General features: G+C 53.2%; 9 protein-coding genes. 6 read left to right on the top strand and 3 right to left on the bottom strand.

All coding sequences use genetic code 11. The features are described from left to right. The first annotated feature begins 306 nt into the window (after nt 1-306). Nucleotides 307-2667 (top strand): membrane-bound PQQ-dependent dehydrogenase, glucose/quinate/shikimate family, encoded by a 2361-nt coding sequence (locus tag AC1MDE_RS04820; RefSeq protein ID WP_479398476.1) that lies wholly within the window; start codon nt 307-309, stop codon nt 2665-2667. A 55-nt stretch (nt 2668-2722) separates the two neighbouring features. On the opposite strand, the gene katE is transcribed toward AC1MDE_RS04820, so the two are convergent. Further along, nucleotides 2723-4987 carry a catalase HPII gene (gene katE / locus AC1MDE_RS04815; protein ID WP_058959947.1) on the bottom strand — a complete coding sequence of 755 codons (2265 nt, stop codon included), beginning with the start codon at nt 4985-4987 and terminating at the stop codon, nt 2723-2725. A 286-nt stretch (nt 4988-5273) separates the two neighbouring features. Here katE and AC1MDE_RS04810 point away from each other — a divergent pair, with 286 nt between their 5' ends. Further along, complete coding sequence (locus tag AC1MDE_RS04810) at nt 5274-5474, top strand: hypothetical protein (protein WP_058959946.1); 201 nt, start codon at nt 5274-5276, stop codon at nt 5472-5474. 60 nt (nt 5475-5534) lie between these two features. Beyond that, nucleotides 5535-5768 carry a hypothetical protein gene (locus AC1MDE_RS04805; protein WP_058959945.1) on the top strand — a complete coding sequence of 78 codons (234 nt, stop codon included), beginning with the start codon at nt 5535-5537 and terminating at the stop codon, nt 5766-5768. Nucleotides 5769-6051: 283 nt separating this feature from the next. Here AC1MDE_RS04805 and AC1MDE_RS04800 read toward each other — a convergent pair whose 3' ends face one another. Next, entirely contained in the window at nt 6052-6597 is a 546-nt protein-coding gene (locus AC1MDE_RS04800; protein WP_236699729.1) for a P-loop NTPase family protein, read from the bottom strand. After that, the gene (locus AC1MDE_RS04795; RefSeq protein ID WP_058959944.1) at nt 6594-7226 is read right to left on the bottom strand and encodes a LysE family translocator; all 633 of its coding nucleotides are present in this window, start codon (nt 7224-7226) and stop codon (nt 6594-6596) included. The genes AC1MDE_RS04800 and AC1MDE_RS04795 overlap by 4 nt, the downstream gene beginning before the upstream one ends. 126 nt (nt 7227-7352) lie before the next feature. Between AC1MDE_RS04795 and AC1MDE_RS04790 the strand changes: the two genes are divergently transcribed. The 3 genes from AC1MDE_RS04790 to AC1MDE_RS04780 all read left to right on the top strand — a co-directional run bounded on the left by AC1MDE_RS04790 (nt 7353) and on the right by AC1MDE_RS04780 (nt 12595). Further along, on the top strand, nt 7353-7994 hold the full coding sequence (locus AC1MDE_RS04790) for a hypothetical protein (RefSeq protein WP_058959943.1): 642 nt from the start codon (nt 7353-7355) through the stop codon (nt 7992-7994). 289 nt (nt 7995-8283) lie between these two features. Beyond that, on the top strand, nt 8284-9432 hold the full coding sequence (locus AC1MDE_RS04785) for an efflux RND transporter periplasmic adaptor subunit (protein ID WP_479402651.1): 1149 nt from the start codon (nt 8284-8286) through the stop codon (nt 9430-9432). A 1-nt stretch (nt 9433) separates the two neighbouring features. Further along, on the top strand, nt 9434-12595 hold the full coding sequence (locus tag AC1MDE_RS04780) for an efflux RND transporter permease subunit (protein WP_058959941.1): 3162 nt from the start codon (nt 9434-9436) through the stop codon (nt 12593-12595).

Here is a 12595-nt window from a genome sequence, read left to right as displayed (position 1 = left end):
TCCGCGCAACGATATGCAATGAGCGCAAAAGCCACGAAGGGCGAAAGATTGCGCAACTGCCGTTATCAAAAAATGCGATTTATCCTCACTAATGATTAATTCTCACGACGATAAGTGAAACGTGATTTCAGTCACACATTGAGCTCGGCGGGATTCATCAGTCATTAGCCCGGCTACATTCATAAGCGGAGCTAACGACACACTCAGCAACGGGTTTTTACTGTTCGATAACGTAAGTTAAAATTCTGTTGAGTTTATGTAGGTTTATTTTGGGTGGTATTTGATGAAAAACGTTGAGGGATTGGCATGGTTAACAAACTAACCAGTATCGTGCTGGCGATTCTGGCATTAGCGCTGCTCTATATGGGTGGAAAGTTGCTGATGCTGGGCGGCAGCGCGTTCTATGCATTGATGGCGGTGGGCTTACTGATCACCGCCATTTTACTGTTCAGAAACCAGCGTAGTGCGCTGGCGCTGTATGCGGTTCTGATGTGGATTACCCTGGCCTGGATTATCTGGGAAGTGGGCTTTGATAAATGGCAGTGGATCCCACGCGGCGACCTGTTCGGCGTGATTGGCCTGTGGCTGGCGATGCCGTGGGTTGTGAAACCGCTGTATCAGGGCGAACGCCGCTTCCACACCTTCCTGGGTGGCACGGTGATCGTGATGATTGTGGTGGTGATCGGTCTGTGCTTCTACGATCCGTTACCGCAGGCGGGCACGATTAGCAATGCGCGTGAACAAGCTAGCGAGCAGGGCGCCGCTAACGACTGGACCGCGTACGGCGGCACCACTGATGGCCAGCGTTTCTCTTCACTGAATCAAATCACCAAAGAGAACGTGCAAAACCTCGAAGTGGCCTGGACTTACCACACTGGTGACCTGCGTCAGGATGCGGATGCCAGCGAATACACCTTTGAAGCGACGCCGGTGAAAGCCAATGGCATGCTGTATTTCTGTACGCCGCATAACGAAGTGCATGCACTCGATCCGGAAACCGGCGCGGTGAAATGGAAATATACGCCGAATAAAGATCGTTCTTACCTGCAGCAGCACCAGACCTGTCGTGGCGTGAGCTATTACGAGCAAAGCCCGGTTGCCGCGCAGGATTCAGCAGCCGCCCCGGCTATCTGCCGTAAGCGCATCTTCAACGCCACTACCGATGCACAGCTGATTGCACTGGATGCCGATACCGGCAAACCTTGTGCTGATTTCGGTACCAATGGCGTAGTGGACCTGCATGCTAACATGGGTGAAGTGCGTCCACATGCGTTGATGCAAACCGCCGCACCGCTGGTGGCCGGCAAGCTGGTGATTGTCGGTGGTTCCGTGATGGACAACGGCTTCAACAGTGGTAACCCATCAGGTGTGATTCGTGCTTATGACGCTGAAACCGGTCGTCTGGTGTGGAACTTTGAGCCATCGAATCCAGAAAATACGGCGCCGATCGCTGCGGGACAAAACTATCCGCAGGATACGCCCGTTGCCTGGGGCACGCTGAGCGCCGATTTGAAAAATGGTCTGGTGTATGTGCCGTTTGGTAACGCGTCACCGGATGAAGTGGGTATCGAACGTGATGCCAACAGCAACACCGAGAAGTTCCGCGATGCGTTAGTGGCGCTGGATCTGCAAACCGGCGCGTTCAAATGGCGTTATCAGAGTTCGAACCACGATCTCTGGGACCGCGATAACCCATCACAGCCGTCATTGCTGGATATCGATTATCAGGGCCAGAAACAGCCTGTGGTGATCCTGCCAACTAAAACCGGCAACCTTTTTGTCTTGAATCGCCTGACCGGTCAGCCCGTGTATCCGGTTAATCAGGTAAAGGTTTCCACTGAAGGCGGTGTGCCGGGTGAGAAGTTTGCCGCGACACAGCCGGTATCAAGCCTGAACTTTATTCCAGACCCGTTGACCGAAAAATCAATGTGGGGCATCACGCCGTTTGACCAGATGTCATGCCGCATGGACTTCCGTTCACTGCGTTACGATGGCAACCCATGGACGCCAGCCACCGAAGCCGGTTCGCTGATCTTCCCGGGTAACATTGGCGTGTTCAACTGGGGTTCTGTGGCGGTTGATCCGCAGCGTCAGATGCTGATTGCCGCGCCTGTGCGCCTGGCTTACAAATACAACCTGATCAAGCGAACGCCGCAGACCGAAACGCAGCGTCTGTTCACCAAAGATGGCCAGCCATACTGGAACGAAAACTTCCAGGGTGACTACGCGATTCACATTCAGCAGCTGGCCTCTGGCCTCGGCATTCCGTGTATCGCGCCGCCGTGGGGTCGTATGGTGGGCGTAGACCTGAAAACCGGGAAAACCGAGTGGTTGCGCCGTGTGGGTGTCACCAAAAACCTGAAAACCAGCTTCCTGCCGGGCCGCTTCCCAATCGGTTTCCCGATGGGCATGGTGGCACACGGTGGTCCATTGCTGACAGCGGGTGACCTGGTGTTCCATGGCGCAACCGCGGATAACTTCTTCCGCGCTTACGACAGCACCACCGGTGAGTTGCTGTGGCAGACTGAGCTGAGCGCGGGCGCACAAGCCACACCGTCGACCTTTATGGGTAAAGACGGTAAGCAGTACGTGGTGATTGCGGCAGGCGGTCACGGTTCGCTGGGCACCCAGGCGGGTGACAGCGTAGTGGCGTTCCGTTTGAAGTAATGTGAAATAACAGCCAAGTCGTCCAGAGGAATATTCCTCTGGACGATGCGTAACATCAGGCAGGAACGGAAAGGGCTTTCTGGCTACGTGACCAGACACGGTGTGCTTTCATTGCATCTATAAAAGCACTCAGCAAAGCATCATCTGAACTGTCACCTTCAATAATTCCCTCTTCTTTTTCGCTCTCCTGCAGCGCAAACTGGGCTTTAAAGCGGCGTGCTTCACCGCTCAGGCCGATCACCTTCAGATGTTTATAAGCCTCCAGCAAGAAATAACGACTGTCACCACTCAGCAACAGCGCATCAATGTTGCCATCGGGTACAAACACCGCGTCAAAGGTCAGTGAAGGGAGCCCAGCAAAGGTCGCATCAATGGGTAAGACTGAACCATCGTCGGCACGAACCTGTCCCATGTGAGCCGCCAATAATTTTGTATGTACGCCAGCCGCTTTAAGTGACTGTAATACAGCCAGTACATCTGCTGATTTCACGCCATCGTTCAACAGCAGGGCAACCTGGCGGCCTTTGATATCACCGTCGGGAACAGCATACAAACTCAGACTACTGTCTTTCTGCAGGCCATTAACATCGGGTGCTGGCGGCGTCTTCAATTGATCAGCCGTCAAGGCAATCCCGAGGTTATCAGCAACCCCTTGCGCTAAGGCAATATCAATATTCAACAGATGATCGACCACTCGCTCACGAATGTACGGTCGGGCGACTTTGCTTAACTCAAATGAATAGGCATCGATGATGTGCTGTTGCTCGACAGGCGTTTGGCTTAACCAGAATAATCTCGGCTGAGAGTAATATTCGCCAAAGGACGGGCTACGCTCGCGCACTTTATGCCCCTCCATGCGCTCCTGATAACTGTCAAAGCCGCCACCTTCCGCTGCCGGCGGTGTTTCACGTGGCCAATTATCATTAATCGAATTGGGTTCATAATTCGCTGGATTAGTATCAATGTCCTGACGGTGCATGCCCTGCCGTTGGAAATTATGGTAAGGGCAAACCGGACGATTAATAGGGATCTCATGGAAATTAGGGCCACCCAGGCGGCTAATCTGCGTATCGGTATAGGAGAACAATCTGCCTTGTAGCAGGGGATCGTTTGAAAAATCCAGCCCCGGAACAATATGTCCTGGATGGAAAGCAACCTGTTCCGTTTCAGCAAAGAAGTTATCGGGATTGCGGTTTAATACCATCTTGCCAACGATTTCTACTGGCACCAGCTCTTCCGGAATCAATTTGGTGGCATCCAGGATATCGAAATCGAACTTAAACTCGTCCTCTTCGGGGATCAGTTGTAGGCCTAATTCATATTCCGGGAAGTCTCCGGCTTCAATGGCTTCCCACAAATCGCGTCGGTGGAAATCAGGGTCGCGTCCGGTCAGTTTCTGCGACTCATCCCAGAGCAAAGAGGCTTTACCTGCAACAGGCTTCCAGTGGAAGCGCACAAAGGTCGCTTTGCCTTCCGCATTGATCAGTCGGAAAGTATGGATACCAAAGCCTTCCATGGTGCGGTAGCTGCGAGGAATCCCGCGGTCGGACATCGCCCAGATAACGTTATGCAAGGTCTCAGGCTGCAGGGAAACGTAATCCCAGAAGGTGTCATGTGCACTTTGACCCTGAGGGATTTCATTGTGCGGCTCAGGCTTCACGGCGTGCACAAAATCCGGGAACTTATGAGCATCCTGAATGAAAAATACCGGGGTATTGTTACCCACTAAATCAAAAACCCCTTCATCGGTATAAAACTTAGTGGCAAACCCGCGAATATCGCGCACGGTGTCAGCCGATCCGGCACCGCCCTGGACGGTGGAAAAACGGACAAACACCGGCGTGACTCGTTCCGGATCAGAAAGGAAGTGCGCTTTAGTCAGCGCTTTTAACGAGTGGTATGGCTGGAAGTAGCCGTGTGCAGCGGATCCTCGGGCGTGAACGATGCGTTCAGGGATGCGTTCATGGTCAAAGTGCGTGATTTTTTCACGCATGATGAAATCTTCAAGCAAGGTAGGGCCACGCGTGCCCGCGCGCAATGAGTTTTGATCGTTCGCAATCCGCGTGCCCTGATTCGTCGTTAGAGGCTGCTCGGTGCCGTTTTTACGATGCGCAGCAAGTTGCTCAAGCTTGGTGCTCTGTGTATCAGGAGCTTTAAGGCTGCCCGGTGCCGTAGGCTGCTTTCCGGGTGGAGTTGGTTCAGCGGGAGGTTGGTGTGAACCGTCTTTGGGTGCCAGCGACCCTAATCCAGGTTGTGATGATTCTGGCCCTTTCGTCGGGGCTCGCTGAGTCAGCTTTTTCTTATCGGTTTCGCTCGACATTGCTATTCTCCTGTGACTGATTTAATGACCCCATTAAATATAGGAGAAGAAAAAATATTAGCAGGTGGTTATTTGTTCGAACGAAAATAAACGAAGCCGTATAAATGGTTCAATCTCGGGCAAGTGAAGGTCAGAACATTGTCAGTGTTTTTACACAGTGATAAAAGCCAAGCGGGAAATTATTGATGTCCGGATACATGCGATTAAATAATTAAAACGCTAAGTCATGAAAGCGAACTTTTAAAATATAGCCTAACCTAAAACATTCCTTCCTAAGGAGTTAATTATGAAAGCACATAATACGAACGAACAGCGAAAGAAAGAAGGCGATGTCAAAAAAGGCCTTCCGGAGGCCGCGCCCAATGCCGGCAATGCGTACGAAGAGGATGATCATCCCGCTACAGATAATCCTGATGAACATGGCGAGATCCCTCGCACGCGTGATGATAGCCAGGATCACAAGCACGATCCTTTCAAGGATAAGTAGCGTGAGTCGCGCATTAAAAGTGCGTAATCATTGATTTTTATAGCATTAAGGGGATAAACAATGGATTATTCTTCACTTGCAAATGAATTGGGTCTGACGGAAGACGAAGTCAAGGAGATGGGGCTACACTCAGACGACATTTTTCAGGAGAATAGCTCTTCAGGTACGCCATCAGGGGCGTATTATTTCAATGTGCCGGACGGCACGCCAGACCGTATCCTGGGAAAAAAAGGCTGGTCGTTAGGAGAGCGAGTAAAAATTAACAGTAACGTGTTTGATGTCAGCAATAAATAATGATGTTCTTCACGTCCTCGACTTCACATTTCACCAAAAAATTCTCATCGCTACAAAAATAAAGCCCGGGAGTGGTGGCAACCGGGCTTGTACAATCCTGTACCAAACATTTCCAATGAGAGCAGGTCTTATCACAGGGCGTAATAAAAACTTATTTATTATAGCCGGCCCTGAAGGGATTGCATGCGAAGCGGTAAATATTAACGTTGTCAGGATGCCGGTTATCTTCTGAATTCAATCAAATCCATGATTAAATTATTGCCACCAAGGCTTGACGCGTGGATTAGATTTTGTCCGTGAGCAAGCCCCATTCTCGGCAGAGTTGGTTAACCTCATAAGGGGAGCTAAGCAACAGCTTGGGCAAGGTCCATTCCGCATACATGCGTTGGTTACGCGGGCGATGGCGCCGAGAGGTGATAAGCAGATAACGCGTCATTTCCCAGGTCAACTTCTCGCGCTGATGTGAGGGGACAACACCGCCAATGCGCTGGGCATCAAACAGCGTACGACGCAGATAACGAAAGAAACATTGAGCCGGTGGCAGGTCAAGCAGAATGATACCGCTGGCACGCGTTAAGCGGTCCGGTAGCGTGCGCACATAATTGCCGTCCATGACCCAGCTTTCCCCTGCGATAGCGTCGAGATGCAGTTGCCGAAAATCTGCTTCAGCGCGGGCTTGCCAGTGCGTGTTGGGGAGGTGATAAAGCTGATCCAGGTGGATGACAGGACGCGCTGTCTTGCTGGCGATGGCCTGAGCCAGCGTCGATTTACCGCTGTTTGAAGGCCCCAAAATGCAGATGCGTGGGCCGAAGTCGCTTAATGCCATCATGATGAAAATCCTTTTAATGTCATAAAAAGCTGAACCAAATTGCTGATAGCAAAAAACACCAGTATCAGCCCGCCGCCAATGTTGATGGCGATGGACAGCTTACGAATGTTGATCACTCGTGCTGAAGTCAGCAGCGTAAAACAGATGATCACCAGCCACAGGGCCATAATGGCAACGTGTATGGAGGCCAGCAGCAGATAATGCAGCAAGGCATGATCGCGCCCGGCGAATTGCGATACCACGGTGAGATACAACATCACCGCTTTTGGATTAAGCACATTGGCTAGCCAGGCATCTTTAATCCCCATGCGGGCGCTACGGTAAGAGGCGACGGGTTGGGAAATATGACGACCTCGACGCAACAACTGCACGCCGAGCCACAGCAGATAAGCAGCACCCGCCACGCTTAACAGATTAAAGATAATGGGGGAACGCACCAGCAGGGCGCTGATGCCCAGGCCAATCAGCAGCGCATGGGTATAAATACCCAGAGCCGTGCCGAGAATGATCGCCGCCAGCCCGCGCGTGCCTGCCACCAACGTGTTATTCATCGCGAGGGTGAAACTCGCCCCGGGCGACAAGGCTACCGGTAAGATCGCAATGATAAAGGCCAGCAGGTGCAGGTTCATGAGGGTAACGGCTAAGGAATGTTAAATAATTTTGAATATTATTAGACGGTGAAGCAATAATCTACCACTGCAATCACGCCGCCAGGACTCAGCGGACCTATAAATAGCACAACAATAAGGATGACCATGACCATCGCTTGCCTGCATACCGCCGCCAGTAATATCGCGCTGTTCGATCACGCGGCACACGCCCTTGAATTACCTCCCCACACACTGAGCCATATTGTGATGCCGCACCTGCTGGCTGAAGCCGAGCAAAGTGGCGGTATGACGCAGGAGCAACAGCAACGTTTGGCTCAGCTGTTGCACAGTATGGGACCGTGGTTTGATGCGATAGTCATTACCTGTTCAACGCTGGGGCCAGTGGCCGACACCTTCCAGCCGAAAAACACGGGCTGCCCGGTCTATCGCGCAGACCGAATGCTGGCAGATCACCTGCATCAAATGGCAGGGCCTGCGCTGGTGCTCTGCGCGGCTGAGTCAACGTTAGCCGCCACACACCTGTTGTTCTGTCCACCCACGCTGCCAGCGGAGAAACAGCCGCAGGTCGCGCTGATCCCTGATGCCTGGGCCGCATTTAAAGCGGGCGATCATCAACGCTACCACGCGCTCATTGCCGACGCGGTAACACAGGGACGCGAGCAGGGCGCACAACACGTAGCACTGGCGCAGGTATCGATGGCGGCGGCGGCAAACAGCCTGCCGGAGAGCGAGCGTCCGTTGACGATTCCGCAACTGGCATTAGCCGCGGTAATGGCAAAGCGTTAATGTCGCTAAGGGGACGTCCGCGGGTGGCGTCCTCCCTCTTTGGCCCGCTATAGGGATAATCTCTTACGCTGGCGATACCAGGGAATGAAATAAACCAGCATGCTCCCCCAGAATATCCCCGCAGTAACGCCGCTGATTGCACCGTGAATCAGATTAAATGACAGGGAAGCGATTAGTCCGCATCGTAAGAACCCACCACAATCGCTCTCTTTTCATTTTCCTGACAGTCGATCTCAGGATGATTTGTTAGACTGCATGCTGAGAATGAACGTTCACTACAGGGTAATTCATGAAGAATTTTCAGCGCAGTGTGATCGCCGGGCTGGTGATGTTAGTCGCCGCCTGCGATCAAAACAGCAGTCAACAAGCCGCCACTCCGATCACCGAAGTGGGTGTTAAAACCTTGCAAAGCGAGTCAGTGGCGCTGGACAGCCAGCTCGCGGGCCGCGTGACGGGCAGTATGACCTCAGAAGTGCGCCCCCAGGTTGAAGGGATTATTTTGAAGCGCCTGTTTACCGAAGGGGATGAAGTGAAAGCCGGTCAGGTGCTGTATCAAATCGATCCGGCCAGCTATCAGGCCAGTTACGATCAGGCTTTGGCACAATTAAAGAATGCTCAGGCATTGGTGAAAAGCAGCAAACTCAAAGCGGAGCGCTATGCAGCACTGGTGAAAGAGAACGGCGTGTCGCGTCAGGATGCAGATGACGCGTTAGCCACTTACCAACAAAATATCGCATCCGTGGATCAGTATCGTGCTGCGGTTGAAAGCGCTCGCATCAATCTTAATTACACGCAGATCAAAGCCCCAATCAGTGGACGCATTGGCATTTCCTCCGTGACGCCAGGTGCGCTGGTGACTGCCAGCCAGACCACCGCGCTGGCGACCATTCGCGCACTCGATCCTATTTATGTCGATCTCACCCAATCCAGCGTTCAGCTGCTCAAACTGAAACGTCAGCAGGCTTCCTTGCAGCAGAGCACGGATGCCGTGCCGGTGACGGTGAAACTGGAAGATGGCAGTGCCTATGACCATCCGGGCAAGCTGGAACTGACGGAAGTGTCGGTTGATGAAGCGACGGGCACCGTGACGCTGCGCGCGATTTTCCCTAACCCACAACATGAACTGCTGCCGGGCATGTATGTGCGCGCCAATGTGACCAACGGCGTTAAAACCGATGCGATCCTCGCGCCGCAGCAGGGTATTACGCGTGACGCCAAAGGCAATGCCACCGCGCTGGTGGTCGATAAAGAGAACAAAGTCGAGAGCCGTGAAGTAGTGGCCGATCGCGTGATCGGCAATAAGTGGCTGATTACCTCTGGTCTCAACAGCGGCGAGAAACTGATTGTTGAAGGTACCGGTAAAGTGCAGGCGGGCATGAGCGTTAAAGCCGTAGAAGTGACGCCAAACGATAAAGCCGCGACCAGCGAGGGCAACTGATATGTTGGCTCAGTTCTTTATTCGTCGGCCGGTGTTTGCCTGGGTTATCGCCATCTGCATTATGATGTTCGGTTTACTCAGTATTAACAGCCTGCCCGTGGCGCAATATCCCGATGTGGCGCCGCCACAGATCAGCATTCAAGCCACCTACACTGGTGCCTCGGCGGAAACGCTGGAGAGCAGTGTCACCCAGGTGATTGAGCAGCAGTTGACCGGGTTGGATGGTTTACTCTATTTCAACTCCACCAGCACGGCGTCAACCGGTCAGGTAAAAATTAATGTGACCTTCCAGCAAGGCACCGATCCGGATATCGCTCAGGTACAGGTACAAAACAAGGTTCAGCAGGCAGAAAGCCGTCTGCCTACCGCCGTGACCACACAGGGTGTCACCGTGGAAAAAGCGCAGAGCGACTTCCTGCTGATCCTTGCGGTGTACGATAAAACCAATAAAAGCAGTTCTTCCGATGTGGCTGACTATATGGTCAGTAATATGGAAGATACGCTGGCGCGTGTCAGCGGCGTCGGGAGCGTGCAGGTATTTGGTGCCGAATACGCGATGCGTATCTGGTTAGATCCGAGCAAGCTCGCCTCCTATTCGCTGATGCCGTCGGATGTCACCACCGCGCTGGAGAGCCAAAATACCCAGGTCTCTTCCGGTCAGTTGGGCGCGCAGCCTGCCAGTAAAGAGCAGCAACTGGTGGCAACGGTGCGTTCGCGTTCACGTCTGCAAACGCCAGAACAGTTCCGTAATATTGTGCTGAAAAGCCAGTCTGACGGTTCCGTGGTGCGCCTGAGTGATGTGGCGCGCGTCGAGATGGGTGATGAGGATTACAGTGCCAACGTGCTGGCGAACGGCCATCCCGCTTCGGGTATCGCGGTTCAGCTGGCGTCGGGTGCCAATGCGCTTTCCACCGCCGAACAGGTGAAATCCACCATCAATGAGTTCCGCAGCAGTATGCCTGCGGGTTATGAGATCGCTTATCCGCTCGACAGTACCGACTTTGTAAAAATCTCGATTGAAGAAGTGGTGAAAACGCTGATCGAAGCGGTGATTTTGGTGGTCATCGTGATGTTCGTGTTCCTGCAGAACATTCGTACCACACTGATCCCGGCGATTGCCGTGCCGGTCGTGTTACTGGGCACCTTTGGTGTGCTGTCGCTGTTTGGTTATTCGATTAACACCTTAACCATGTTCGGTATGGTGCTCGCCATCGGCTTGCTGGTCGATGATGCGATTGTCGTCGTGGAAAACGTCGAGCGCGTGATGCGCGAAGAGGGATTACCACCGCGTCAGGCCACCGAAAAATCGATGAAAGAGATCACAGGGGCGCTGATCGGTATTGCCTTAGTGCTGTCGGCGGTGTTCCTGCCGATGACCTTCTTCAGTGGTTCAACCGGTGTGATCTATCGCCAGTTTTCGATCACCATTGTGTCGTCGATGGTGCTGTCGGTGATTGTCGCGCTGACGCTGACGCCGGCACTCTGTGCCACCTTGCTGAAACCACATAACCATGAAAGCGGCACCAAAGGCTTCTTTGGCTGGTTTAACCGTAGCTATGAAAAAGTACAGGGGCGCTATCAAAACGGCGTCGGCCATGTGGTGCACAGTTCAGTGCGTTATCTGCTGCTGTACGGCGTATTGTTGATCGGATGTGCGGTGCTGTATCTGCGCCTGCCGACCGGCTTCCTGCCGACCGAAGATCAGGGCTATATCATGGTGCAGTATCAGCTGGCACCGGGTGCCACGGAAAACCGCACCAGTGAAGTCCGTCAGCAGGTTCAGCAGTACTTCGCGACCAAAGAGAAAGATAACGTTAACGTCAGCATGCTGGTGAACGGCTTCAGCTTTGCGGGCAGCGGACAGAACGCCGGTATTGGTTTTATCTCGCTGAAAAACTGGAGTGAGCGTAAAGGCTCAGAGAACAGCGCCGATGCGATAGCAGGACGCGCCATGGCTGCGCTATCCAGTATTCGTGATGCACAGATTTTCGTGTTGTCACCGCCTTCAGTCTCGGGATTGGGCCAGTCCAACGGCTTTACTTTTGAACTGCAAGCACGCGGCTCAACCGATCGTGACCAACTGCTGAAGATGCGTAACCAGCTGATCGCTGAAGCCAATCAGGATCCGGTGTTGAGCGCGGTGCGTGCCAACTCGTTACCCGATTTGCCTCAGCTGGATGTGAGTATTGATGATGCCAAAGCGCAGTCACTGGGCCTGACCATCAGTGACATCAACACCACCTTGAGTGCAGCGATTGGCGGCAGTTACGTCAACGACTTCACCGATCGTGGTCGCGTGAAGAAGGTTTACATGCAGGGCGATCAGCAGTTCCGCAGTAAGCCTGAAGATATCGATCAATGGTACGTGCGCGGAACGGATAGCAGCAGCAACACCACCATGGTGCCGTTCTCGTCGTTCGCCTCCTCAAAATGGGCGTACGGTCCAGATGTGCTGTCACGTTATAACGGCCTGGCTTCCTATGAGATTGAAGGATCGTCAGCATCGGGCAAGAGTTCGGGCGATGCCATCACCGCTATGGAAAAACTGGCGGCCAAACTGCCAACCGGTACCACCTATGCATGGAGCGGCCTCTCTTATCAGGAAAAACTCTCCGGCAACCAGGCGATGTCGTTGTATGGCATCTCCCTGATTGTGGTGTTCCTGTGTCTGGCCGCGCTGTATGAAAGTTGGTCAGTCCCGTTCTCGGTGATGATGGTGGTGCCGTTGGGCGTCATCGGTTCCTTGCTGGCCATTACGCTACGCGGTCTGGAAAACGACGTCTATTTCCAGGTCGCGCTATTGACCATCATTGGACTCTCGGCCAAGAACGCGATTTTGATCGTGGAATTCGCTGAGGAGAACTATCGCAAGGGTGAGAACCTGGTGAAAGCCGCGGTGCATGCCGCCACTATGCGTTTGCGTCCGATCATCATGACTTCGCTGGCGTTTACCGCTGGGGTACTGCCATTGGCGATTTCCACCGGTGCGGGGGCGAACAGCCGTATCGCTATCGGCACCGGAATTATCGGCGGCACCCTGACCGCGACCTTGCTGGCCATCTTCTTTGTACCGCTGTTCTTTGTTCTGGTCCGTCGCGTTTTCCCGGCGATTCCGCATGACGATGCACAGTCAACCGAATCTGCTGTGAAGGCGGAGGAGTAA

Source organism: Pantoea folii (assembly GCF_056678875.1).
This window is presented reverse-complemented; position numbering and strand designations above follow the sequence as displayed.

What these genes read in the sequence shown, in the direction of transcription:
- AC1MDE_RS04820 (WP_479398476.1), top strand. Translation starts at nt 307, where the DNA reads ATGGTTAACAAACTAACCAGTATCGTGCTGGCGATTCTGGCATTAGCG.
- katE (WP_058959947.1), bottom strand. Translation starts at nt 4,987, where the DNA reads ATGTCGAGCGAAACCGATAAGAAAAAGCTGACTCAGCGAGCCCCGACG.
- AC1MDE_RS04810 (WP_058959946.1), top strand. Translation starts at nt 5,274, where the DNA reads ATGAAAGCACATAATACGAACGAACAGCGAAAGAAAGAAGGCGATGTC.
- AC1MDE_RS04805 (WP_058959945.1), top strand. Translation starts at nt 5,535, where the DNA reads ATGGATTATTCTTCACTTGCAAATGAATTGGGTCTGACGGAAGACGAA.
- AC1MDE_RS04800 (WP_236699729.1), bottom strand. Translation starts at nt 6,597, where the DNA reads ATGATGGCATTAAGCGACTTCGGCCCACGCATCTGCATTTTGGGGCCT.
- AC1MDE_RS04795 (WP_058959944.1), bottom strand. Translation starts at nt 7,226, where the DNA reads ATGAACCTGCACCTGCTGGCCTTTATCATTGCGATCTTACCGGTAGCC.
- AC1MDE_RS04790 (WP_058959943.1), top strand. Translation starts at nt 7,353, where the DNA reads ATGACCATCGCTTGCCTGCATACCGCCGCCAGTAATATCGCGCTGTTC.
- AC1MDE_RS04785 (WP_479402651.1), top strand. Translation starts at nt 8,284, where the DNA reads ATGAAGAATTTTCAGCGCAGTGTGATCGCCGGGCTGGTGATGTTAGTC.
- AC1MDE_RS04780 (WP_058959941.1), top strand. Translation starts at nt 9,434, where the DNA reads ATGTTGGCTCAGTTCTTTATTCGTCGGCCGGTGTTTGCCTGGGTTATC.